This window comes from Winogradskyella sp. KYW1333, from assembly GCF_003335675.1.
Classification (GTDB): Bacteria; Bacteroidota; Bacteroidia; order Flavobacteriales; family Flavobacteriaceae; genus Winogradskyella.
Genome location: NZ_QPHL01000014.1, coordinates 40,862 through 65,270, shown reverse-complemented (window position 1 = coordinate 65,270; position 24,409 = coordinate 40,862). Strand labels below are relative to the sequence as shown.

Below are 24,409 nucleotides of genomic sequence, written 5' to 3'. Positions count from 1 at the left end.
GTTTTGTTGTGTGTTATGCTTTGTTTTTTAGAAAAAACCAATTGATCAGTGAACCTTCAAAAGTGAAGTTTCCATCAGGAATAAATCCTATTTTTTTTAAAATTTTATTGGATACCACATGATTAACATCAGCACAAGCATTTATTTCATTTAGCCTTAATTCATTAAAACCATACTCAAGAGATCCGATTGCGGCTTCTGTAGCATAACCATGTCCCCAATATATTTCCTTGAGCCTGTATCCCAAATCGTAATAATCAAACTCTGTCCGCAGTTCCCTTTCAAATTTTATACCAGACCATCCAATAAATTCTTTAGTTTCTTTATTTATTATTGCTAATCTTCCAATACCAAATTCCTCGTATTGCTTCAATACATTTTTAATTTGATTTTGGCTTTCTTCTAATGATTTTACAGGGTTGTTTCCTAAATGTTTATGGACCTTAGGATTAGAATCTAATTCAAATAAATCGGTTGTATCCGATTCTGTTAGACGCCTTAAGTAAAGGCGTTCAGTTTCTATTAAATAACTCATTTCCACTTAATATTACAGCCCATACTTGGTTTTTGATTCTGATTTATCGGTGAATTATTAACTAGTCCATCAATAGCACTCCTGAGATCTTCGCCAGTAACAGGAACTTCATTTCCTGGTCTAGAACCATCCAACTGGCCAGTGTAAACGAGATTTAAATCACTATTAAATAAAAAGAAATCAGGTGTACACGCAGCGTCATAGGCTTTTGCTATATCTTGTGTTTCGTCATATAAATATGGAAAAGGGTAGTGGTTATCTTTGGCATGTTGCTTCATTTGGTCTGGACCATCTTGAGGATAATTGATAACATCATTACTTGAAATAGCAATACAGTTTATACCTTTTGACTTATAATCAATTGTAAGCCTCACAAGTTCTTTATTTACATGAATTACAAAAGGACAGTGGTTGCAGATAAACATAACTAAAGTTCCTGCTTTTCCCTTTAAATCTTGCAAGGATTTAATTTTGTTGTCCTTTGTGTCAATCAGAGAAAATTCAGGTGCTTTTGTGCCTAATGGTAGCATATTAGAAGGTGTTAAAGCCATTGTATTTTTTTTAGTTTTATTTAGTAATTTTAGTGAATGGATAAGATAATAACATTTGAAGACTTTACAAAGGTAGATTTAAGGGTTGGTACTATAACTGAGGTTAATGATTTTCCAAATGCACGCAAAGCTGCTTATCAGCTCACAATTGATTTTGGTGATCTTGGTTTTAAAAAGTCTTCAGCACAAATCACAACTCTTTACAAAAAAGAAAATTTACTTAATAGACAGATTGTAGCTGTTGTCAATTTTCCAACAAAACAAATTGCAAATTTCATGAGCGAGTGCTTAGTTATGGGAGCAGTGAAGGAAAATGATGTTTTTCTTTTGCATCCTGAAACCAAGGTTAAAAATGGAGCTCAAGTATCTTAGACATATTATTCCTAAAGCATAAATGTATCCTTACATCTCATCCCTAAAGAAAATGGCATTCATTAGAAGCCTATTAGTACCATACCAAAATGCTCTAAAGTTTGTATTATCCGTGAAACCAATAATTTTTCCACGCCCTAATCTGCCAATTTTTAAAGGTACGCTCAGGCTTAAACTATCTAGATTTTCTTCAGAAATATAACCACTTAGCAAAGGGGTTTTAGTGTATTGAATAGGATTGTTATAACTGTTTTTATCTGCATTGATAAACAATGTTGTGTTTCTAAACATTGGCAATTCATCACTTGTCACTCCAAAATTAATCGGATGCGATCTATCAATACTTGTGTTAAAGATGGCACCACCAATGACTTGAGCACCTCTAAAATCACTACGTTGCTCAAAACTGATAGTCTTCGCTTTCAAATTATTTCGTTTTTTGAAATTAATTTTCATTAATTCCTTACTATTGATCCAGCGAAGTGCATTTCGATATGCTACAAGTGTGCCGCCATTTTCAATCCAAGACTTCATTTTTTTGGTGTTACTTTCACTTAACCCTGAGTTAGAATTTACCATAATAATGGTATTATATCTATTCAAATCAACTCTACCTAAATTTCTGGTATCGACTTTTGTTGCAACAATATCATATCGTGTATCTAACAAATGCCAAATTTCACCTGCATCATAAGAGGTCATTCCATCACCAACTAATAAAGCAACTTTTGGCACCTCTACTGTCCTAAAGTTGCGGCTACCAAGATCTACACCTTTGTTCTGACCAGTTGATACTGCATCAATAGTTATATGGCTTTCTTGTGCTAAATCATTTAAAGTTGTATACAGTTCTGAAGTACTAATATTTTGATTTTTAGCTGGAATTAATATTGTGCCATAATCATAGAACTTACCATTTGCATTAAATCGCTTCATACCAACTTTAGCTCTAATTTCTTTTTTAAGTAAGGCGTTAAGCAGTTTAGGCGTGTAATATTCATGCCATTCAAACAAATAAGCATATTCACTTTTTGAAGTTACACCACCTGTGTTTAATTTAAAGTCAGTTACAACATCACCTGCATTTGCAGTTGTAGTCTCGGCATAATCTAAATTGAACGCAAGTGGAAAGGTCCATGCCGATATATCGTAAAATAAACTATCTTGAAATGTGGTGCGTTTCTCAAACATAGCATTTATCAACCTTGTGTTTTTTTGATTTTTAGGTACTATAAACGCATTACCTTTTTTGAATGATTTACCGTCTTCAGAAAAATCAGTTTTCAAATTATGAAATTTGATTTTATGTCTTTTTAGAATTTCTGCTAAATGATATGTTCTAGCCGCATCTTTAAAATTTCCAAAAACAATGGCCTTGTTACCTTGCTTTTTGGCTTCATTCCTAGCGTTTTTGTAAAAGTTGTGTTGATATTGCAAAATGTCCTTTCGCATATTCTTAGCTGCCTCTAAAGTTGACAATGCTGTAGTGAATTGATTGCGAATCGTAAACGGAAATGTAAGAATACCATTATCGCTCTCTTGCACATGCCCTCGGGAACTTGCCTGTTCAAATAGAATTCCTATACTACCATTAATATCTGGGAAAGTAGAACCTTTACCATAATAAAAGTCATCAAAACTTTCTTCAGAGTAGTATAAGGAACCAATATTATCTAATGCTTTAGCGTGATAGGTGCCAATCTCCTTAGTTAACTCTTGATTTAATTTTGGTGTTAAAGGATGTGTTCTAGATGGTATACCAGGTTGAAAGAAAAAAGTAGCGTTTGTACCCATTTCATGGTGATCTGTTAAAATGTTTGGTAACCAGTTGTGAAATGTATTGATACGTGCTCTAGACTCTGGTAACTGCACTGGTAGCCAATCTCTGTTCATATCAAACCAATAATGATTGGTACGTCCACCAGGCCAAACTTCAGAATATTCTCTATCATTTGGGTCTGGATTTAGATTCATATTCCTATTTGTATTTGCCCAATAAGCAAAGCGTTGTAATCCATCAGGGTTATAAGATGGGTCAAATAATATAACCACATTGTCAAGTAACTCATTTATTTCTGGACCTTCTGCTGCGGCCAAATAATATCCTGCTAAAAGTGATGCATTTGAACCACTAGGTTCATTACCATGTATCGAAAACCCTTGGTAAACAACTATTGGTCTGTTTTGGGTATCTGTATTGTTAGATTCAGTTGCATTTAAATGCTCTTGTTGTATCTGCTCAATATTGCTATGATTTTTTGGAGATGTTATTGTAAGTAAGAGTAACGGCCTGCCTTCAAAAGTCTCCCCTCTATTTTCAATAGTTATTCTATTTGAGGCATCAGCAAGGGCATACATATATTGTACCAATTTATCGTGCGTTATGTGCCATTCTCCAATATTATGACCAACTATACTCTGAGGTGTTGGTATACTAGGGTTGTATGTGACATTTTGTGGTAAATAGTAAGATGAATCGGTCTGGGACTGTGAGAAAAGTAGGGTAGTAGTTAAGAAGAACAATAAAATACTTCGTAGCATAATAATTTAAGTTAGTTAGGTTATAAAAATAAAAAAACCGTTACGCAACGTAACGGTTTTTTATTTTAATTTAACAAAAGTGTCTACTATATATCGTCAAAACTGATATCTGTAAAACTTTCGGTAGTTGGTTCAGTATCTAGAGGAGTTTTGGCTTCCTGCTGAACGAAGTCATCTTCTCTTTTGTAATCTTTTTGGTGTCTTTCGCTAATTACTTCTTCCCCTTTTTCATTAATGATGTAATCCGTCATTTCACCTAAAATATCTCTAAACTCAGCAAAGTCTTCCTTGTAGAGATAGATTTTGTGTTTTTTATAATGAAATGAACCATCATCATTAGTGAATTTTTTACTTTCCGTAACTGTTAAATAATAGTCTCCAGCTTTAGTAGCTCTTACATCAAAGAAATATGTACGTCTACCAGCGCGTAGCACTTTAGAGAATATTTCTTCTTTGTCCATCATTCCATAATCACTCATATATCGTTTGTTTAAATTCTATCCAAAAATCTAAAAAAAATGTAAACTAACAAATAATTTAATGCATTTCTTTTTCGGAGAGTTGTTTTGTGTAGAGCTCCTTATAATAGCCGTCTGTGTTTACTAAGGATTCATGGTTTCCTTTCTGAATAACCTTACCATGTTCTAATACGATAATGGTATCCGCATTTTTAGCAGAAGAAACTCTATGGCTAACAATTATAGTAGTTTTGTCCTTAGTCAGTTTTACCAAATTTTTGAGAATTTTTTCTTCAGTCTCGGTATCTACCGCAGAAAGACAATCATCAAATAATAATATATCTGGTTTTTTAATAATTGCTCTCGCTATGGAAACCCTTTGTTTTTGTCCACCAGATAAGGTTATACCACGTTCCCCAAGTATGGTATCGTAACCTTTTTTAAATCCTATTATGTTTCGATGAACTCGTGCATTTTTTGCAGCTTCAATCACTTCTTCATCTGTGGCATCCTCTTTACCGAACTTAATATTATTTTTTATAGTATCTGAAAATAAAAATGCGTCTTGTGGTACGCACCCAATACTTTCTCTTAGGCTATTGAGGTGGACTTCTTTTATTGATTTGCCATCAATTATAATATTGCCATTATCAACATCATATAATCTACCTATTAAGTCTAATATGGTGGATTTACCAGAACCTGTTTTACCCAGTATAGCTAAAGTTTTACCAGAATCAATCTTAAAACTAATTCCTTTAAGTGCTTCAATATTTGTATCTGGATAAACAAATGAGACATTTTTAAATTCAATATCACCTTTAATAGCTGTTGGTGTATCTGCAAAATTCTTTATATCTGGTTCGGTTTTCAAAAACTCATTGATACGTTCTTGAGAGGCTTCGGCTTGCTGTACTAATGAGGTTACCCATCCAACGGTTGCAACAGGCCAAGTGAGCATATTTACGTAAATAATAAATTCTGCAATAGTACCAATATTTTCTATTTCACCATTCATATATTGCAATCCTCCAATATAGATTACTATTAAATTACTAAGGCCAATTAATAAGATCATCAAAGGGAAAAACAAAGCTTGTACCTTGGTTAAATTGATTTGTTTTTGTCTGTTTTCTGAAGAAAGCCCTTCAAATTCAGTATTCGTTCTGGTTTCGATCCCATAAGATTTAATTACTGATATACCGCTAAAAGTTTCTTGAGAATAGGTTGAAAGTGTAGACAAAGATTCTTGTACAATTGTACTTCTCTTGTTTATAAGCCGACTCAATTTATATATTGAAAATGATAATATCGGTAAGGGTAGTAGCGTGTACATTGTTAATTTAGGCGCGGTACTAACCATATATATTAATGCCACACAAAACAAGGTAATAGTATTCATGGTGTACATAATAGCTGGCCCAACATACATGCGTACTTTACCGACATCTTCACTTATACGATTCATTAAATCACCTGTTCTATTTGACTTGTAAAAGTTGAGAGAAAGCACTTGATAATGCTGATATATTTCGTTCTTCAAATCATACTCAATATATCTCGATACATTAATAATGGTTTGACGCATTAGAAACGTGAAGATTCCTGCAATAACTGCTGCACCAACTAAAAAAAGAATATTTGTTATCAATTCAGACTTAAAAACTTCATAAGATATTTTACCATAAAATCTATCAGAAACTACGTTAATTGAAGCGCCTACTAATCTAGGCGTAAAGAGTGCAAAAATTTTAGCTAGAATGGTAATACTTATACCAATGATTAATCGATATCTGTACTTAAAAAAATACTTATTAAGATGCTTTAGTGCTTTCATGTTGCATTTGGTCGGTCAAAAGTATTACGATAATCCTATTTAATCGTTAATATTTTGCTAATCCTCTAGTATTGATTTAAATTTGCACGTTGTTTTTAAACAATTTTTAATATCCTAAAATCTCAATATGACTTCAGCAGTTATGGACTCGAAAGATTTGTCAAAAGTCGATCCGGTTTTTGGTCAAGCATCTTTTGATAATCACGAGCAAATTGTCTTTTGCAATGACAAAGATACTGGTTTAAAAGCTATAATTGGTATTCATAATACCGTTTTAGGACCTGCATTAGGTGGTACCAGAATGTTACCATATAAGAATGAGTGGGAAGCATTAAATGATGTGTTACGTCTCTCCCGTGGCATGACATTTAAATCTGCAATTACAGGATTGAACCTAGGTGGTGGAAAGGCAGTTATTATTGGTGATTCCAAAATACAAAAAACACCTGAATTAATGAAACGATTTGGTGAGTTTGTACATTCACTAAATGGCAAATACATTACAGCAGAAGATGTAGGAATGCATACTGAGGATATGGATATTGTAAGGGAAGTTACACCTTATGTTACTGGAATATCTGAAAGTAAAGGTGGTGCTGGTAGCCCATCTCCAATAACTGCCTATGGCGTATTTATGGGAATGAAGGCGGCAGCTCAATTTAAGTACGGTTCTAATATACTCGAAGACAAAAAAGTATTTGTTCAAGGTATAGGTAGTGTAGGCGAAGCTTTGGTTGAACATTTGGTTAATGAAGGTGCAGATGTATATATTACTGACATAAATAAGGAGCAATTAGAATTTGTAAGTAATAAATATCACGCTTCTATTTATGAAGGTGATGATTTGTATAACGAAGAAATGGATATCTATGCACCATGTGCGCTTGGAGCTACTGTTAATGACGAAACTATTTATAGATTAAAGGCAGATATTATTGCAGGTGCGGCAAATAATCAACTGGTCGAAGAAACTAAACACGGCAGAATATTACAAGATAGAGGTATTGTATATGCTCCTGATTTTTTAATTAATGCAGGTGGAATTATAAATGTTTATGCGGAGTTAGAAGACTATGACAAGCAAGAAATAATAAGAAAAACCGAGAATATTTATAATACCACTCTTGAGATTTTAGATAGTGCTAAAGCAAATAATCTTACCACTTTTGAAGCGGCTTACAAAATAGCAAGTGAGCGTATTGAAACTAGAAAACGAGAAAATTCTAAATAATTTTTTTCAGAATTAAATAATAGTATTTTTGCAAGGTGAATCACAAGATGGTTCACCTTTTTTAAACACCATATAAGAAGTTCTTAAACATGCTAAACAGAAGACACATCAGAATTAAAGTAATGCAATCATTGTACGCTTTTAATGGTACTGAAAGTGATGATCTTACAAAAGATGAAAAGTTTTTACTTCATAGTATAGATAGCATGTACGACTTGTATTTATCAATTTTAGCTCTGCTCACAGCAATACACAAGAAGAGCAAGGATTATCACAAAAAACTTCAGAACATACATTTAGCCACAGAAGATGGCGTGGAAAACAGTTCTAATTTTGCCAATAACCAATTCTTAGAATTAATTAGTGGCAATACATTATTGCAACAAACTATAACTAAAAAGAAATTAGACTTTTGGGATTTGGATTCAGAATATGTGGATATACTTTTTAAGTTAATTCTGAAAAGTAAGATTTACAGTGAATATTCTGGCAATGATTTTAATAATGATAAGCAGTTTGTATTAGACATATATTCAGAAATTATTGCTCCAAACGATAAGCTTTACGACTATTTTGAAGATAAGCGTTTGACTTGGGTAGATGACTTACCTGTAGTCAATACATCCTTGATTAAAATATTTAGAAAATTAAAACTCAATGCTTCTGAAACGGCTTTATTACCTGAGCTTTACAAGGATATGGACGATAAAAAATTTGCAACAGACCTACTGAGAAAAACATTATTGAATACATCTAGTTTTAGTGAAGAAATTGCCAAGAAGACCACGAATTGGGATTCAGAGCGGTTAGCAAGTTTAGACGGTGTGCTTCTTAAAATGGCGATTTGCGAATTTCAGAAATTCCCTTCAATTCCTCAGAAAGTAACTATTAATGAATATTTAGAGATTGCAAAAGAATATTCTACACCAAAAAGTAGTTTATTTATCAATGGTATTTTAGATAAAATCGTTAAAGAATATCAAACAAACAATTTGCATCCAAAGTCTGGGCGTGGTTTGAGGTAAAGCGTATATTCTTACAAAAAATCCAGAAGCACCTTTAAAAATTTTAATTGGTTGAAATAATTATTAACTTCGCAACCCACAAAGAATCATAAATTTAAATAATAAAGTGATGAAAAAAGTAATCTTAGGACTTAGCGCATTATGTATGGTAGTCTTTACATCTTGTAAAGAAGATGCAGCAAGTAAAGTAAAATCAGAAAACGTTGCCGTAGCGGCAAAAAGAGATGCTAACGCAGGTAATTTCCCTGTAATTGCATTAGACAAAACTACACACGACTTTGGTACTATTATGGATGGTACTCCTGTAGAGACCGTATTCAATTATACAAATACTGGTAACTCAATGTTGGTTGTAAGTAATATTAAAAGCACTTGTGGATGTACAGTACCAAATAACTGGACAAAAGAAGTTGCACCAGGAGAATCAGGTCAATTTACTGTAAAGTTCAATGGTAAGGGAAATGGAAAAGTTTCTAAGTCGTTAACAATGACTACAAACACAGAAAAAGGTAAAGAAATTGTAAAAATTACTGCGATGGTTCAAAAGGATCCAAACGCACCAGTTCAAGCAGCTGGAAAAGCAAGCATCAATCCTTTATCTACAACTAAGACATCGACTCAACCTGGACACGAAGGCCATAACCACGACTAAATATTTATTAATGGAAGGATTAGGATCTTTTTTACCATTTATTGCAATTTTTGCTGTGATGTATTTCTTTATGATTGCGCCACAAATGAAACGTGCAAAACAAGAAAAGAAATTTGCGAGCGAATTAAAACGCGGTGATCGTGTTATTACCAAAAGTGGCATGCATGGTAAAGTTGTTGATCTGAACGATAAAGACAATAGCTGTGTTATAGAAACACTTGCAGGTAAGATTAAGTTTGATCGCTCTGCGATTTCTATGGAAATGAGTAAAAAACTAAATACAACTGCTGTTGCTAAGAAATAACAGTTTGTAATTAAGATATAAAAAACCCCGCTTTTACAGCGGGTTTTTTTATTAGCAGTTTTTGTATTTGTCATTAAGGCCTACACCCTTTAAAATCAACGGTAATATTTTTTCAATACGTGAAAGTTTGGTGACCTCCCGTTTTGCGCTTGAGATATAATCGCAATACTGGCGTTGTTTCCTAAGAGTTAATGCTTTAAATGCATTGCTAACATCTTTATTGTCTCTAAAAACATGTTCTAATTTTGCTGGTACTTTTACTGGTTTTGTATTTCAGGTAGGTTTAATTTCTTTTCCCAAGAGCTGATTTTCAGTTGCTTCTTTAATGTACTCTAATAAAGTAGCTTCATTGATTTGATCTTTATGCGTAAAGCGCATTTGCCTTAATGCTATAGTATTATTCTCTTGAGCATTTATTAATAGATTATGTTTGTCCTTTAAAAACACACCATTAAAAAACCAAAGACCAAAGTGGTTTTTAGAGGCGCTAAAACCAACCACATTCTTTCTATTTAGTGTATAAGTAGGTGCACTCCACTTAATTGTTTCAACCAGCTCTGTTTTGCTAATAATAGATCTAATTAATTTAAGTTCTTCACCATAATGAGAGTTTTCCTCAATGTATTCTTCAACTGAATAGATTTTTTTCGTTTTGAGAATTATTCTTTAGCTATATTTTGTGGCTGTTAATTCAGCTATTTTACAAATAACTTCAACCGCCTTCTGAATACTTTCTACTGGCACATATTCATAACGTCCATGAAAATTGTGTCCTCCTGCAAATATGTTTGGGCATGGTAATCCCATATAGGATAGTTGAGAACCGTCGGTTCCACCTCTAATAGGTTTTATTAAAGGTTTAATGCCTAAGGATTTCATTGCTTCTTCAGCAATATCTACAATATGCATCACTGGTTCTACTTTTTCTTTCATATTAAAGTACTGATCTTTTAATTCAATTGAAAAAATGTCAGATTCAAATTTTTTGTTTAAATCGTTCACTATTTTCTCCATTAAAGATTTACGCGCTTCAAACTTTTCTTTGTCATGATCCCTGATTATATATTGAAGTGATGTTTCTTCAACCTTTCCTTCAATTTTTGTCAAATGAAAAAAGCCTTGGTATCCTTCAGTATGTTCTGGTGTTTCTAATCTTGGTAATGAATTTATAAATTCAGTAGCATAATACATTGAATTTATCATTTTTCCTTTTGCATATCCTGGATGAACAATTTTTCCTTTAGCCTTTATAACTGCACCAGCAGCATTAAAATTTTCGTATTCTAATTCTCCAATCTGGCTACCATCCATAGTATAAGCCCAATCCGCACCAAATTTATCAACGTCAAATTTATGAGCGCCTCTCCCTATTTCTTCATCAGGAGTAAATCCAACCCTAATTTTACCATGTTTAATATGTGGATTGTTTATAAGATACTCCATTGCGGTGACTATTTCCGTGATTCCTGCTTTATCGTCAGCTCCAAGAAGTGTTGTGCCATCTGTTGTTATCAGAGTTTTACCTTTATATAATAATAAATCTTCGAAATAACTTGGGGATAAAATAATGTCCTGTTCTTTATTGAGAACAATGTCTTTACCATCGTAGTTTTCAATTATTTGTGGTTTAACATTAGCTCCTGTAAAGTCTGGTGAAGTATCAAAATGCGAAATAAAACCAATGGTAGGTACGTCAAAATCTACGTTGCTTGGCAGGGTAGCCATGATATAGGCATTTTCATCTATAGTTATATCGCTCATACCAATGGCTTTTAACTCCTCAATAAGTTTGTTTGCTAAATCCCATTGCTTTTTTGTACTTGGTGTTGTGTTAGAATTTGGATCTGATTCTGTATCTATCGTTATGTAACTTATAAATCGCTTTATAATATGTTGCATGTTTATTGTTTTTATCAAAAATAATAACAAAACCTAATAAAGATTAAAGAGAATTAAATTTGTTAATAATTAATTATTTACTAGATAAATTTTTTTACTTTTAATTTTTTATCGCCAAATAATCAACCAATGCGTAATTACTTCGTTATTTTATTTGCATTTTTTGTGACCATAAATGCATATTCACAATCAAAGACATACAAAATTGGTTACCTGTTGGAAAAATCTTCTGTTGAAATCGAAGCTCTTTTGGATGATCTTTCAAGTGAGATTTCTGCAGTAGTTGGTGAAGATGCAATTATGGAATTTCCAACGGAATATAGGCTTGTAAATAACTTTAGTACAGATCAGGCAATAATTAATTATAATCAACTAATTAATAATGACGCGGATATAATTGTAGCATTTGGAAAAATCAACAACTTAATTATAACAAGGAACAGTTCGTTTCCCAAACCAACCATTGTTTTTGGAACTTTAAGTGAAGAATTGATAGCCAATGAAGAAACACTAAATGAGATACCAAATTTCATTTCAATTACTACAACTCATTCTTTTAAAAAGGATTTAAGTGTATTTAAGGAATTAGCAAAACCCGAAAAGATTGGAATAGCAGTTGAACAACCATTTGTAGACGATTTAAGAATTGAAGATACTTTTATAAAGATAGGTGAGGAGTTAGGTATAGAAATAAAATTACTTCCTTTCACGTCATTAAATGATATTATTTTACAGTTAGATGGATTAGGTGGTCTTTATCTCGCTGGAGGATTTTATTTGTCAGATGAAGAGATTGCAAATTTGGCGAAAGAATTAATTGAACGAAAAATTCCTTCGTTTTCTGCTAATCCAGAAAAGGATGTAAAGAATGGAATCTTAGCAAGTAACTATGATCAGTCAGGCCTGAATCAGTTTTTTAGAAAAATTGCCTTGACCATAGAATCTATTGTTACTGGTGATGAACTTTCTGGTGTGGGTACCAAAATAGATTCTAAACTTAGTCTTACAATTAATTACAATACTGCACAAAAAATCGATTTACCAATTAAATATAGTTTAATAGCTACAACTACTTTTATTGGTGATCCTAAGCTCAAAGTTGCTGAGAAAAACTATAACCTTGTAGGTGTTTTGCAAGAAGCAATTGCCAAGAACTTGGATTTGCAAACCTTGAGTAGAGATATTACCCTTACAGAAAAGGATGTACAAATTGCAAAAAGTGATTATTTACCGAATGTTTCTGCAGGTGCCACAGGTTCTTATGTAGATCCAGAATTAGCAACTGTAAGTAATGGTCAAAATCCAGAGATTACTACTTCTAGTAACGTCACTTTGCAACAAACTGTATTCTCTGAATCAGCAAATGCCAATATTAGCATTCAGAAATCTTTGCGCGAAGCACAGAAAGAAAATTATAACAGTGAAGCATTGAATGTCATTTTAAACGTAGCGACGGCCTATTTTACCACTTTAATTTTAAAGTCAAATTTGGCTATTCAAAGTAAGAATCTTGAACTAACAAAATATAACCTAAGGATAGCTACTGAAAATTATGAAGCTGGACAGTCTGGTAAATCTGATGTGTTGAGATTTCGCTCAGAAATGGCTCAAAACACGCAACAACTGATAGAAGCAATAAATCAGTTAGAACAAGGCTATTATACCTTGAATCAGCTACTAAATAACCCTATTGATACAGATATTGACGTTGATGAAGCTGAGTTGAAAAAGGGAATTTTCAGTAATTATAATTATGAGCAACTGGGACAGTTTTTAGATGACCCAACCTTAAGAAAACCATTCGTGGATTTTTTAGTTCAAGAAGCAATATATAATGCACCTGAACTTAAGGCATTGCAATACAATATTGAAGCCACAGAAAGAAGTGAACGTCTATATGGAGCGGGCCGATTTTTGCCTACTGTAGCCCTTCAAGGCCAATACTACTATGAGTTTTCAAGATCGGGTGCTGGCGTAGATTTTCCAACTGGTTTTCCTTCAATACCGGAAGGCTATTATAACTTGGGATTAAATGTCTCAATACCAATATTTAATCAGAACAAACAAAATTTAAACCAACAAATTGCTTCGATTCAAAAGGAACAACTGGAAATTTCTAAAGAAAATATTGAACTTAATATTGAAAAGAATATCAATGATTCTGTTATAGAACTCGTTAATCAAATTTCAAATATAGAGTTATCCAAACTTTTTGAAGATACAGCAAAAGAAGCGCTTGATTTAACTCAGACTTCTTATGCCAATGGTGCAGTTAATATTGTACAATTATTAGATGCCCAAAATAACTATTTGCAAGCACAATTGGCTAGTGCAAATGCAACTTACAACTATTTACAGAGTGCCATGCAACTCGAGCGTTCACTTGGGCTTTTCTTTTTGTTGCAAGATCAATCTGAACGTGAGGCATTTGCTCAACGATTTTTGGAATTTTTAAATAATAACGAAGACTAAGTAAAAATTAAGAAAAGAACAATGATAATCAATCGTATTTTTAAAGTTAGTAGCCTTTTTATATTTTGTTTTCTACTAAGTTGTGGAGAAAATGAAGTTAAAGAAGAGGTTGTATTAAGGCCAGTTAGATATAGTGAAGTCGGTTATGTTGGAGGTGATAAATCTAGAAGTTTTAGTGGAACCGCAAAAACGGAAAAAATTATAAATCTTAGTTTTAGAAGTAGTGGGATTGTTACAAAACTAGACATGAAATTAGGCCAAAAAGTAAGAAAAAATGATTTGCTTGGAACTTTGGATAACGTTTCTGCTAGATTAAATTATGAGTCTGCAATAGAGTCTAAAAATAGTTCAGAGTCTCAAATGAATACTGCCAAACTAGCTTTAAACAGGGTAAGAACACTCTATGAAAAAGGAAGTTCATCTTTAAGCGATTATGAGGATGCAAAAAACTCCTATAGAACTGCTGTTGCAAGCTTTGAATCTTCTAAACGTAGTGTTGCAATTCAGCAAGATCAAATAAGATTTGGATACTTGTATGCGCCAGAAGATGGTGTCATCGCTTCTGTTAGTGCAGAAGTAGATGAAAATGTCTCACCAGGACAAACCATAGGTGTGTTAAATGCGGGTAGTGCCATTGAGATTTCATTAGGTTTACCAGAATCTGTGATCAATGCAGTTAAGAAGGACATGAAGGTAAGGGTATCTTTTACAGCAATTCCAGAAGAAAACTTCAATGCAGTTGTTACAGAAGTGGCACCTGCAGTTGATCAAAATACGTCGACTTATCCTGTAACTGTAATGGTTACAGATAGAGATGATCGCATCAAGAGTGGTATGGCAGCATCGGTTAATTTTGAGTTTGTTTCTGAATCACTAGACAAAAAAACAATGGTTGTCCCAGCTAATGCAGTCGGTGAAGATGGTAATGGTAGATTTGTTTTTATAATTGAGGAATCTGATGAAATGACAACCGTAAACAAACAACCAATAACCATTGGTAATTTGACTCCTGAAGGATTTGAAGTGGTATCTGGATTACAAATTGGACAAAAGATTGCTACTGCAGGATTACAAACGCTCCTTGATGGACAAGAAGTTAAACTTAATTAATAAGTATCAATGAATTTAGCTTCATTTTCAATAAACAGAAATCGCATAACTTTTACTGTACTATCAACAATTATTCTTTTAGGTATTGTAATGTATAAATCTCTTCCACGAGATAGTATGCCACCATATACCGTAAGAGTTGCTACAATAGTTTCTTCCTTTCCTGGCTCTAGTCCAGAACGTGTGGAACAATTAGTAACTGATAAGGTAGAAAAAGTAGTACAAGAACTTCCAGAATTAAAAGAGGTAAGTAGTACTTCTAGATCTGGTCTATCTGTTGTTTCAGTTGAATTAAAAGAACAAGTTGAGCCACAGGACTTACAACCGGTTTGGGATAGGTTAAGGCGAAAATTATCTCAAATTAAAGGATTGCCATCTGGTGTAAATCCAAATCTTGATGATGATGGCATTGGTGAGGTATTTGGTATAGCCGTTGGTCTTGTTATTGATGGATTTACATATGCAGAGGCAAAGGAATATGTAGATGATATAAAGGATGATTTAATAAAATTAGATTTAGCAGCGAAGGTTGAATTAGGTGGAGTACAAGACGAACGTATTTTTATTGAATTTGATAACGACAGATTAAAAGAGTACGGATTATCTGCCTCGAAACTTCAAAATATTATTAGCTCTACAAATATTTTGAGTTCAGGTGGGCAGATAAATTTAGGTAATGAACGTATCATATTAGAACCAACAGGGAATTTTAATTCTATTGAGGATATCAAAGAAACTTTAATTCCAGTTGGTGATGGCACACAATTAGTTTATTTAGGTGATATCACGAGTGTTAGACAAGATTATATTGATCCTCCAAGTCAGTTAGTCACGGTTAATGGACAGGAAGCAATATCCATGCACATAAGTCTTAAAGAAGGGGCAAATGTCATTCAGTTAGGTGCAGATATAGATAAGATTGTTGGGAAATGGGAAAGGATATTACCTGTAGGGTTAGAACTTAAAAGGTTGTCGTCATTAGATTCCTATATTGACTTGAAAATTGGTGCTTTTATCGTAAATTTAATACAAGCTATCGTAATTGTTCTTGTAGTGATGCTTATATTCTTAGGGTTAAGAACAGGTGGTATAATTGCTAGTCTTATCCCAATGGTAACCATCATGACATTGATGCTTATGGGCGTTATCGATATGGGACTTAATCAGGTAACCCTAGCGGCTTTAATTATGGCCTTAGGTATGATGGTAGATAATGCCATTGTTGTTGCAGAAACAATAATGGTAAAAATGGAAAATGGTGTTGATGCAAAAACTGCAGCAATTGATGCCTGTGGAGAATTATTTACTCCGTTATTGATATCTACTTTAACGACTTCAGCCGCATTTTTAGCCTTTTATATGGCAGAATCTACCATGGGAGATATTGTTGGCCCTATTTTCGTAGTTATATCTTTAGCTCTATTGTCTTCTTGGATATTGGCCTTAACGGTAATTACGCTACTTTGTTTTCTATTCTTAAAAATTACACCTAAAGCAGAAAAAAAGGATAGTTTAATTGATAAAGTAATCAATAATTTAAAGCTCTATTATAAGGATCTAATATTGTTCGCACTATCATTTAAACGCTTAGTAATAGTAATAATAGTCTTGCTCTTTTTCTTGTCTTTAAAAGGATTTGGATTTATTCCATTTATATTTTTCCCGGATAGTGACCGAAATATGGTAACTATTGACATAAATTTACCACAAGGAAATAGAATTGAAGCTACTGAAGATGTGATAAAACAAATAGAAAGCTATATGCTTTCCGACCTTGTTGTCAATGAAACCAGATCTAATGGTATCACAGATTGGTCCGCATATATTGGTAAAGGTCCAGAATCATATGATTTGGGTTATTCACCAGATGAACCAGATCCTAGTTATGCTCATATTTTGGTAAATACGTCAGATTTCACATACAATAATGAAATGGTTGAAAAACTGAATAGTTACTGTTATTATAATTTTCCAAATGCTGATATTAAAGTAGGATTGTTAGGTTCTGGTGGTGGTGGTACACCAATTGAGATTAAAATTTCAGGAGATGATCCTGATGTATTAGCACAATTGGCGGAGCAGACCAAGCAAAAATTAAGTACCGTGAGAGGTACAAAAAATATTAAAGATGATTGGGGTCCAAAGACAAAGAAATTTGCTGTTAATATAGATCAAAATAAAGCACAGTTGGCAGGTGTAACAAGTGCTGATGTTGCAACATCATTACAAACAGTATTAGATGGTTTTCAAACTGGAGAATATCGTGAGAATGATAAATCAATTCCAATTTTAATGCGTAGTAATGAAAGTCAACAACAAACTTTGGCTTCTATAGAAACATTGAATATCTACGCTCAAAATACAGGTAAAAGTGTTCCTCTTTTGCAGGTAGCAAGTATTGAACCACAATGGCAATATGCTAAGATCAAACGATTAGATATTGATAGAACTATAAATGTTAGTAGTGAATTGAGCGCGACAGGAAACTCCTCTGCAATAATGAAAGAAATGGATCCTTACATGATTGAAGTATCTGATAATTGGCCTGAAGGATATACTTATAAATTTGGTGGTGATGCAGAGAATACGGCAGAGAACATGGGTGCCGTTATTAATTATTTACCATTATCAGGATTTATAATTATTCTTCTTTTGATAATTATGTTTAACTCAGTAAGGAAAACCATTATGGTCGCTGCTACAATACCATTAGGTATTATCGGAGTTGTAATTGGCTTGCTCATTTTTCAGGAACCATTTGGTTTTATGCCATTTCTGGGAGTTATATCATTAGCAGGAATAGTTATAAATAATGCCATCGTACTTATTGACCGTATTCAAATTGAAGAGACTGAAATTAAACGTCCTATTCAAGACGCAATTATAGCTGCATGCTTGCAACGTTTTAGACCAATATTGCTGGCTACATTTACTACTGTACTTGGTCTTATTCCTCTTTATCTTAGTGGAGGGGAAATGTGGGAAGGAATGGCCGTTAGTATAATGATTGGATTATTGTTTGGTACTGTTATAACTTTACTTTTTATACCATCTCTTTATAGTATTTTATTCAAGGTTAATTATAAGGATTATAAGTTTGATGACGCCATATTGGAAGCTTAAAAGGTAATGCTTAATAAATTTTATCCATACAGATTTGAATTATTTCTTATAACTCAACTTGCAGTGTTATTTGGATCTTTATTTATACCCTCTGTATGGTTCGAAAATTTTATTTTACCTACATTACTATTGCTAAATTTATGTTTTGGTTTGTTACTTGTTTCAAAATCTAAAAACTTAACAAGAATCTTGTTTGCTCTCGCGATATTAGCGTTGGGTTTTGTTGTTTTTGAATATTTAGAAGAAGAAAATAGTTTAAATAATATCAGGCTAGGACTTTATTTTATTTTTTATGCGTTGGTAACGCTAGAAATAATGCGCCAAGTCTGGAAGGCGCAAGTTGTTAGTAAAAATGTTATTCTGGGTTTAATAAGCGGTTATATTTCTTTAGGACTACTATCTTTTTTTTTATGTTTAACAATAGAAATTCTTAACCCTGGTTCGTTTTCAGGTATTGAAACTTCTGCTATTAGTCCTAGCAAATCTGAACAATTAATGTACTTTGCTTATATAACATTAATGACAATAGGATACGGTGATATTTTGCCAATAACAGATTTAGCTCAAAAAGCTTCTATGTTTATTGGGTTAATAGGACAATTCTATTTAGTAATATTGACAGCAATTGTTGTTGGTAAATACATTAACCAATCGAGCACTGATTTTAACAAACAATGATTTTTTTAAATATAGAATTATGAAGATTTATAAATTTTTCATACGATTAAAAAATTAAATAGCCATAACTAAAAAAAGCCTTGAAATTCAAGGCTTTTAATTTATTACTTCCTGAAGGTTACTACTGGTCGTTTCGCGTGATTTACAAGATCTTCTGAGATACTACCGCCAAAGAAATGACTTAAGCCCTTTCTGCCATGAGTAATCATCGCAACTGCATCAGCATTAATTCGTCTAGCATAACTTAATACTCCATCTTCAACATTATGATCGGCTATAAAATCAATATTAAACTTTTTGTCATCAAGTTGAGATTGTTTCATAAATTCAGATACTCTTTCGTCAATTTCATCAGAACTCATAAAACTTAAATTAGGTAAATTAACGTGCAGTAGAATTACATTTTCTGATAGTTGGTTTAATAATTCAAGACCAGTTTCTACAGCAGAAATACTTTCTTCCATAAAATCGGTAGCCATAACTATATTTTTAAATTCTATCGATTCAGGTTTAGATTTTACTACCAAAACAGGAATCTCGCTATAACGGACTACCTTTTCGGTGTTAGAACCGGTAAAAATACCATCATGCTCACTATGTCCGCGAGAACCTATTACAACTAAATCTGCCTTTTCATAATTGGCAACATCTGAAACTTCTTTTAAAACTTTGTGATGTTTAATCAATGGTGTCACATGGACTCCTTCTAAATATGGCTTATCTAAAAACTCTTCAAACCTTTTATTGGCCAACATTAGCATAAATGCAGTTTCTTCATTTCTTGCATTACTGGATGATGATATAAGTGATTCAGAAAGTTCTAGCATATGCATTATAATTAATTCTGCATTATGTTTTTTCGCTAGTGCAGCACCTGTTTCTAAGGCATATTCTGAATGGATAGAAAAATCGACTGGAATAATAATTTTTTTCATGATTGTGTTTATTAGTTATATGTTAAAGTTAAGAATTACAACGGTATAATTTAATGACAAATGACAGTTTATTCTGATTTAATTAATATGTTCTTGAGTCAATAAAAACTAATAAGAATGTTATTTTTGTACAGCAAATTAGCACTACATGTATAAAACTATAATTAGACCTGTTTTATTTTTATTCGATCCAGAAAAAGTACATTATTTTACATTTTCACTAATTCGGAATTTATCAAAAATACCAGGTGTCAAAAGTTTGTTTAGAAGCTTATATCAGATTGAAAACCCAATATTGGAGCGTGAATTGTTTGGGCTCAAATTTAAAAACCCTGTTGGATTAGCAGCAGGTTTTGATAAGGACGCTAAATTGTTTAATGAATTATCAAATTTTGGTTTTGGATTTATTGAAATAGGTACTCTAACACCTAGACCACAACCTGGAAATCCAAAAAAGCGTTTATTCAGATTAAAGTCTGACTCAGCAATTATAAATAGAATGGGTTTTAATAATGGTGGTGTAGAAGAGGCAGTGATAAGGCTTAAAAAGAACAAGGGTGTATTAATTGGAGGTAATATTGGCAAGAACAAGATTACGCCTAACGAAATTGCAATTAAAGATTATGAGATTTGCTTTGAGGCTTTGTTTAATTATGTAGATTATTTTGTTGTTAACGTAAGCTCACCAAATACGCCAAATCTAAGGGCGTTGCAAGATAAGGAACCCTTAACAAACCTTTTAAAAGCTTTGCAGGTCTTAAATTTTGGCAAGACGAAATCTAAACCAATACTTCTAAAAATTGCTCCAGATCTAACGGATGAACAATTAATGGACATCATTGATATTGTTAAAACTACTAAGATAGATGGTGTAATTGCAACCAATACCACAATCTCACGTGAAGGGCTTACATGTGCGAATAAATCAGAAACTGGAGGATTGAGTGGTAAACCCTTAACAAAACGATCTACTGAAGTAATCAGATTTTTAGCTAAAAAAAGTAATAAATCATTCCCTATTATTGGAGTAGGAGGTATTTATTCTGCGAACGATGCTTTAGATAAACTTGATGCCGGTGCAGATCTGGTTCAACTATACACTGGGTTCGTTTATGAAGGACCAAAACTTATTAAGGATATTAACAAAGCAATAATAAAAAAGGCGCAGTAAATGCGCCTTTTTATATTTCAAATAGTCTGTTAATCTTTAATAAATGATAAGACCTGACTAGAATTGTCTCTTGTAAGTTTGATAAAGTAAATACCTTCCTTTAAATTTTCAACATTTATGTTTAAATCTTGATTTGAATTTACTTTTAAAGTTTTTATTTTCTGACCAAGTGCATTAAAGATTTCATAATTATCAGGACGTATTCTCGATTTTACAGTGAAGGAATTTGAAGCTGGATTTGGGTACAGGTTAATCTCCTCATTACTAAATTTATTGACGCTAAGTACACCATTAAAGAAACTATTTGTAGTACCGCTGCTAAAATTACCACCACTTGCCAATAAGGTATTATCATCAGACCTTAATTCATAATTTCCATTCCCTGAAGCACAGCAAATTCCATCTCCATAGCTATCATTTATTTCAAACTTGTAGCATAAATCAGGGTTGATTGTAAACATTTCCGTTTTTGTTGTAAAATCATCAACGCCTTCGACGTAAGGTCCTCCAGAATACAATACATTTCCGTCTCCATCTAAAAAGTTCCATGATGTTTCAGCTGGCCAATCGTCCAGTGTTAGGCTCAACTCAATAGTCGTTGTACTAATTTCTTGGGCTCCAACATTGATGTATTGTGCTTTAACTTTACTTATATTGTTTGAACCGTTTGATACTGTTAATGCTACATCATAAGAGCCAACACCATTATAAGTATGTGTTACATTTTGGGTGTTATAATCTACAATGTCATCACCATCTACATCCCACGACCAAGACGTAGCTCCAACGCTATTATCAGTAAAACTAACTGTGAGGTCTGTTCCACAAGTTTCGGTTTCATCAGCAATAAAATCAGTACTAAAACTTGGGCATGCCATACTTTCTCTAGAAACTTGATAAATAGCGTTAATTCTGGCATATTGTTGCGGTGAAAATAATGATCTACATCTTTTACGAGAATAAGACATAAAGTTTAATGGATCTGGCTGATAAATCTCTCCATTAGCATCTTGACTAGTAGTATCAGTATAATTGCAATCTACATTAACATTGTTCACTCCCAATTTTGGATCGGCAGGAGTATCACATATGAAGTCACCAGTACTTTCGCAATTAGAACCATTTACGAGCTCTTGAGTAGAGTTAAAGACATTGCTATTTCCGTGGGTATGCGATAATGCAAAGAAATGTCCCATTTCATGAGATAAAGTACTACCATTGGTCGTACAACTATTTGCCATTAAAATAGTCTCTGGACCACCTGGGAAATAAGCATAGCCACAAAGACTACCTCCAGAACTGCTTGTTATTGAGTTTGTAAAATATATATTTATCACACCGTTGACGTTATGAACTGAGGTCATTAACGACTCTTCAGCTTGTTCATAAGTATAATAATCATCACTATTGATATAATTTATTCCATCACATAAAAAGAACTCTATCCCTGCATTTATATAAATTGAATTCATGGTAGCCATTGCATCATTTAATTCCATATCAGTTAAACCTCCAGTCCCATCAGATTGTCTAATAATATGTGCCTTAACAGGAACAGAACTTACAACTGTAGAACTTCTACCAGTAAATTGGTTTTGTAGAAACTCAGTTTCTAATTGTTTAATTTGCTCCTTTATGGAATTATAATAGTTTTGATTTTCTTCTGTGAATTCAAATCCACATTCATCATTTTGAGAATAACTAGATGAGATTCCAATAAAAAAAAGCACGAAAAATAAGGTGAATTGGCGAAAGAATTTTTGGTTCATTTGGTTTGGTTTTTAATTTTCAAAGCGACCTAAAATAAGAAATTACGGACAATTATCCATTTAAATTCGATAATTGGCTTAATTCTTTAACTGTTTATCTAATTAAAAACTCTGACTTGATTTAATCTTCTCTTATTAAATATTATGGTTAATTAAAAATATTTTCATTTAATGTATTTTAGAGCAAAGTTTTGTTTTGAATATAGAAGTACTTTTTTCTTTTGCACTAGCCACATCTGCTCTGGCAATCTCTCCAGGTCCAGATAATATTTATGTGCTGGTACAGAGTATCTCTAATGGCAAGTCATATGGTTTGGCAACCGTTTGTGGTTTAATTACTGGATGTATAATACACACAACCTTATTGGCCTTTGGTGTATCTGCTATTATTAAGGCAAATGAAAATATTTTCTTAGCAATAAAAATTTTTGGAGTTATTTATCTATTGTATTTAGCTTTTATGGTTTATAAATCAGATTCAGAGGTGGATCTTGAAGCTAATGGAGCGCCTAAGAAAAGTTTAAAGGCTCTTTTTGTACAAGGTTTTTTTATGAATGTGCTTAATCCAAAGGTTACCATATTTTTTCTAGCATTCTTTCCTGGTTTTCTATTCAGTGATTCCTTGAGTACCGTGATTCAGTTTTATATACTTGGCGGAATCTTCATGTTAGTATCCTTTGTTATTTTTTCTACTATTGCATTATTAGCTAGTGAAATTAAGACTTACACATTGAGTCATAAGAACTCAGGTAAGGTTTTTAAATGGCTTCAAATTGTTGTTTTTGTTGGAATTGCCATATTCATTCTTATATAAGTTATAGTTATGAATTGGAATGTCTAAACCTTATATTTGGCCAATGAATAAGCACGTTAAACTCATTGAATGTCCCAGAGATGCTATGCAAGGCATTAAGGATTTTATACCCACTGAGAAAAAGGTACAGTATATTCAGTCATTATTACGTGTTGGTTTTGATACGATAGATTTCGGGAGTTTTGTTTCTCCTAAAGCAATACCTCAGATGGTAGATACTGCACAAGTATTATCGCAGTTAGATCTCAGTAAAACTAAGAGTAAATTGTTGGCGATTATAGCCAATACGCGTGGAGCAAATGATGCTTCAAAATTTTCTGAAATTGATTATTTGGGATTTCCGTTTTCGATTTCTGAAAATTTTCAAATGCGTAATACTCATAAGACCATTGCACAATCTGTGGTTACATTGAATGAAATCTTGGAGATTGCTGATAAATCCAATAAAGAAGTTGTGGTATATATATCAATGGGATTTGGTAATCCATATGGAGATCCATGGAATGTTGATATCGTGGGTGAGTGGACCGAACGCCTTTCGAAAATGGGTGTAAAGATTCTATCATTGAGTGATACAATTGGTAGCTCGGATGAGGAGAATATCACTTACTTGTTTTCAAATTTAATACCAAGTTATCCTGATATAGAATTCGGTGCCCATTTACACACAACACCTTCAACATGGTTTGAAAAGATTGATGCGGCTTATAAGTCTGGTTGTAAACGCTTTGATGGGGCTATTCAAGGTTTTGGAGGATGTCCAATGGCAAAGGATGAATTAACGGGAAATATGCCAACTGAAAAAATGCTTTCTTATTTCACTCAAAAAAAAGCACACAATCTTAATGCCATGAGCTTTGAAAGTGCATATAATGAAGCAACAAAGATATTTGCTAATTATCATTAAATAGAAAAGCGCTACTTATTTTGTC

At 32.9% G+C, this 24,409-nt stretch carries 21 protein-coding genes and 1 pseudogene; 12 read left to right on the top strand and 10 right to left on the bottom strand.

Annotated elements, in window-relative coordinates:
- Positions 1-13: 13 nt before the first annotated feature.
- A complete protein-coding gene (locus DUZ96_RS04785) occupies positions 14-535 on the bottom strand; it encodes a GNAT family N-acetyltransferase (RefSeq protein ID WP_114300820.1) in 522 nt (173 codons plus the stop codon).
- Positions 532-1,086, bottom strand: coding sequence for a thioredoxin family protein (locus DUZ96_RS04780; protein WP_114300819.1), 555 nt, complete (start codon positions 1,084-1,086; stop codon positions 532-534). The genes DUZ96_RS04785 and DUZ96_RS04780 overlap by 4 nt, the downstream gene beginning before the upstream one ends.
- A 36-nt stretch (positions 1,087-1,122) precedes the next feature.
- Here DUZ96_RS04780 and DUZ96_RS04775 point away from each other — a divergent pair, with 36 nt between their 5' ends.
- Positions 1,123-1,458, top strand: a complete 336-nt coding sequence (locus DUZ96_RS04775; protein WP_114300818.1) for a tRNA-binding protein — start codon at positions 1,123-1,125, stop codon at positions 1,456-1,458.
- Positions 1,459-1,488: 30 nt separating this feature from the next.
- On the opposite strand, the gene DUZ96_RS04770 is transcribed toward DUZ96_RS04775, so the two are convergent.
- The 3 genes from DUZ96_RS04770 to DUZ96_RS04760 form a co-directional block, all read right to left on the bottom strand.
- On the bottom strand, positions 1,489-3,999 hold the full coding sequence (locus DUZ96_RS04770) for a M14 family metallopeptidase (RefSeq protein WP_114300817.1): 2,511 nt from the start codon (positions 3,997-3,999) through the stop codon (positions 1,489-1,491).
- 86 nt (positions 4,000-4,085) lie between these two features.
- Positions 4,086-4,478, bottom strand: coding sequence for a PUR family DNA/RNA-binding protein (locus DUZ96_RS04765; protein ID WP_114300816.1), 393 nt, complete (start codon positions 4,476-4,478; stop codon positions 4,086-4,088).
- Between the two features lie 58 nt (positions 4,479-4,536).
- The gene (locus DUZ96_RS04760) at positions 4,537-6,294 is read right to left on the bottom strand and encodes an ABC transporter ATP-binding protein (RefSeq protein WP_114300815.1); all 1,758 of its coding nucleotides are present in this window, start codon (positions 6,292-6,294) and stop codon (positions 4,537-4,539) included.
- Positions 6,295-6,421: 127 nt separating this feature from the next.
- On the opposite strand from DUZ96_RS04760, the gene DUZ96_RS04755 reads away from it, so the two are divergent.
- The 4 genes from DUZ96_RS04755 (at position 6,422) to yajC (ending at position 9,506) form a co-directional block, all read left to right on the top strand.
- Positions 6,422-7,525, top strand: coding sequence for a Glu/Leu/Phe/Val dehydrogenase (locus DUZ96_RS04755; protein ID WP_114300814.1), 1,104 nt, complete (start codon positions 6,422-6,424; stop codon positions 7,523-7,525).
- Between the two features lie 89 nt (positions 7,526-7,614).
- On the top strand, positions 7,615-8,550 hold the full coding sequence (nusB, locus tag DUZ96_RS04750; RefSeq protein WP_258774319.1) for a transcription antitermination factor NusB: 936 nt from the start codon (positions 7,615-7,617) through the stop codon (positions 8,548-8,550).
- Positions 8,551-8,659: 109 nt separating this feature from the next.
- Complete coding sequence (locus DUZ96_RS04745; protein ID WP_114300813.1) at positions 8,660-9,202, top strand: DUF1573 domain-containing protein; 543 nt, start codon at positions 8,660-8,662, stop codon at positions 9,200-9,202.
- Positions 9,203-9,212: 10 nt separating this feature from the next.
- Complete coding sequence (gene yajC / locus DUZ96_RS04740; protein WP_114300812.1) at positions 9,213-9,506, top strand: preprotein translocase subunit YajC; 294 nt, start codon at positions 9,213-9,215, stop codon at positions 9,504-9,506.
- A 51-nt stretch (positions 9,507-9,557) separates the two neighbouring features.
- Here yajC and DUZ96_RS13190 read toward each other — a convergent pair.
- From DUZ96_RS13190 to pepT, 3 genes and pseudogenes are all read right to left on the bottom strand, one after another.
- Positions 9,558-9,755: pseudogene (locus DUZ96_RS13190) on the bottom strand (YdeI/OmpD-associated family protein); the annotation flags it as partial.
- Between the two features lie 24 nt (positions 9,756-9,779).
- On the bottom strand, positions 9,780-10,127 hold the full coding sequence (locus tag DUZ96_RS13185; protein WP_309484646.1) for a DUF1801 domain-containing protein: 348 nt from the start codon (positions 10,125-10,127) through the stop codon (positions 9,780-9,782).
- A 45-nt stretch (positions 10,128-10,172) separates the two neighbouring features.
- A complete protein-coding gene (gene pepT, locus DUZ96_RS04730; RefSeq protein ID WP_114300811.1) occupies positions 10,173-11,405 on the bottom strand; it encodes a peptidase T in 1,233 nt (410 codons plus the stop codon).
- 129 nt (positions 11,406-11,534) lie between these two features.
- On the opposite strand from pepT, the gene DUZ96_RS04725 reads away from it, so the two are divergent.
- From DUZ96_RS04725 to DUZ96_RS04710, 4 genes are read left to right on the top strand one after another with little or no spacing between them, the layout of a single operon-like run.
- Entirely contained in the window at positions 11,535-13,877 is a 2,343-nt protein-coding gene (locus tag DUZ96_RS04725; protein ID WP_114300810.1) for a TolC family protein, read from the top strand.
- A 21-nt stretch (positions 13,878-13,898) separates the two neighbouring features.
- Positions 13,899-14,987: an efflux RND transporter periplasmic adaptor subunit gene (locus DUZ96_RS04720; RefSeq protein WP_114300809.1), complete on the top strand. Its 1,089-nt coding sequence runs from the start codon at positions 13,899-13,901 to the stop codon at positions 14,985-14,987.
- Positions 14,988-14,996: 9 nt separating this feature from the next.
- On the top strand, positions 14,997-18,110 hold the full coding sequence (locus DUZ96_RS04715; protein ID WP_114300808.1) for an efflux RND transporter permease subunit: 3,114 nt from the start codon (positions 14,997-14,999) through the stop codon (positions 18,108-18,110).
- A gap of 6 nt (positions 18,111-18,116) precedes the next feature.
- Positions 18,117-18,788, top strand: a complete 672-nt coding sequence (locus DUZ96_RS04710; RefSeq protein ID WP_114300807.1) for a potassium channel family protein — start codon at positions 18,117-18,119, stop codon at positions 18,786-18,788.
- A gap of 104 nt (positions 18,789-18,892) precedes the next feature.
- Here the strand turns inward: DUZ96_RS04710 and DUZ96_RS04705 are convergent, their stop codons facing one another.
- Complete coding sequence (locus tag DUZ96_RS04705) at positions 18,893-19,723, bottom strand: universal stress protein (protein ID WP_114300806.1); 831 nt, start codon at positions 19,721-19,723, stop codon at positions 18,893-18,895.
- Positions 19,724-19,871: 148 nt separating this feature from the next.
- On the opposite strand from DUZ96_RS04705, the gene DUZ96_RS04700 reads away from it, so the two are divergent.
- Positions 19,872-20,894 carry a quinone-dependent dihydroorotate dehydrogenase gene (locus DUZ96_RS04700; RefSeq protein WP_114300805.1) on the top strand — a complete coding sequence of 341 codons (1,023 nt, stop codon included), beginning with the start codon at positions 19,872-19,874 and terminating at the stop codon, positions 20,892-20,894.
- A 29-nt stretch (positions 20,895-20,923) separates the two neighbouring features.
- Here the strand turns inward: DUZ96_RS04700 and DUZ96_RS04695 are convergent, their stop codons facing one another.
- Complete coding sequence (locus tag DUZ96_RS04695) at positions 20,924-22,663, bottom strand: T9SS type A sorting domain-containing protein (RefSeq protein ID WP_114300804.1); 1,740 nt, start codon at positions 22,661-22,663, stop codon at positions 20,924-20,926.
- Positions 22,664-22,859: 196 nt separating this feature from the next.
- Between DUZ96_RS04695 and DUZ96_RS04690 the strand changes: the two genes are divergently transcribed.
- Both DUZ96_RS04690 and DUZ96_RS04685 read left to right on the top strand, forming a co-directional pair.
- Positions 22,860-23,477: a LysE family translocator gene (locus tag DUZ96_RS04690; RefSeq protein WP_114300803.1), complete on the top strand. Its 618-nt coding sequence runs from the start codon at positions 22,860-22,862 to the stop codon at positions 23,475-23,477.
- Between the two features lie 43 nt (positions 23,478-23,520).
- On the top strand, positions 23,521-24,384 hold the full coding sequence (locus tag DUZ96_RS04685) for a hydroxymethylglutaryl-CoA lyase (RefSeq protein ID WP_114300802.1): 864 nt from the start codon (positions 23,521-23,523) through the stop codon (positions 24,382-24,384).
- Positions 24,385-24,409: the final 25 nt, after the last annotated feature.

Coding starts and splice junctions, on each gene's coding strand:
- DUZ96_RS04745 (WP_114300813.1), top strand. CDS start 8,660: ATGAAAAAAGTAATCTTAGGACTTAGCGCATTATGTATGGTAGTCTTT.
- DUZ96_RS04725 (WP_114300810.1), top strand. CDS start 11,535: ATGCGTAATTACTTCGTTATTTTATTTGCATTTTTTGTGACCATAAAT.
- DUZ96_RS04775 (WP_114300818.1), top strand. CDS start 1,123: ATGGATAAGATAATAACATTTGAAGACTTTACAAAGGTAGATTTAAGG.
- DUZ96_RS04715 (WP_114300808.1), top strand. CDS start 14,997: ATGAATTTAGCTTCATTTTCAATAAACAGAAATCGCATAACTTTTACT.
- DUZ96_RS04760 (WP_114300815.1), bottom strand. CDS start 6,294: ATGAAAGCACTAAAGCATCTTAATAAGTATTTTTTTAAGTACAGATAT.
- DUZ96_RS04785 (WP_114300820.1), bottom strand. CDS start 535: ATGAGTTATTTAATAGAAACTGAACGCCTTTACTTAAGGCGTCTAACA.
- DUZ96_RS04720 (WP_114300809.1), top strand. CDS start 13,899: ATGATAATCAATCGTATTTTTAAAGTTAGTAGCCTTTTTATATTTTGT.
- pepT (WP_114300811.1), bottom strand. CDS start 11,405: ATGCAACATATTATAAAGCGATTTATAAGTTACATAACGATAGATACA.
- DUZ96_RS04700 (WP_114300805.1), top strand. CDS start 19,872: ATGTATAAAACTATAATTAGACCTGTTTTATTTTTATTCGATCCAGAA.
- DUZ96_RS04755 (WP_114300814.1), top strand. CDS start 6,422: ATGACTTCAGCAGTTATGGACTCGAAAGATTTGTCAAAAGTCGATCCG.
- DUZ96_RS04685 (WP_114300802.1), top strand. CDS start 23,521: ATGAATAAGCACGTTAAACTCATTGAATGTCCCAGAGATGCTATGCAA.
- DUZ96_RS04765 (WP_114300816.1), bottom strand. CDS start 4,478: ATGAGTGATTATGGAATGATGGACAAAGAAGAAATATTCTCTAAAGTG.
- DUZ96_RS04780 (WP_114300819.1), bottom strand. CDS start 1,086: ATGGCTTTAACACCTTCTAATATGCTACCATTAGGCACAAAAGCACCT.
- DUZ96_RS04695 (WP_114300804.1), bottom strand. CDS start 22,663: ATGAACCAAAAATTCTTTCGCCAATTCACCTTATTTTTCGTGCTTTTT.
- DUZ96_RS04770 (WP_114300817.1), bottom strand. CDS start 3,999: ATGCTACGAAGTATTTTATTGTTCTTCTTAACTACTACCCTACTTTTC.
- DUZ96_RS04705 (WP_114300806.1), bottom strand. CDS start 19,723: ATGAAAAAAATTATTATTCCAGTCGATTTTTCTATCCATTCAGAATAT.
- DUZ96_RS04710 (WP_114300807.1), top strand. CDS start 18,117: ATGCTTAATAAATTTTATCCATACAGATTTGAATTATTTCTTATAACT.
- nusB (WP_258774319.1), top strand. CDS start 7,615: ATGCTAAACAGAAGACACATCAGAATTAAAGTAATGCAATCATTGTAC.
- yajC (WP_114300812.1), top strand. CDS start 9,213: ATGGAAGGATTAGGATCTTTTTTACCATTTATTGCAATTTTTGCTGTG.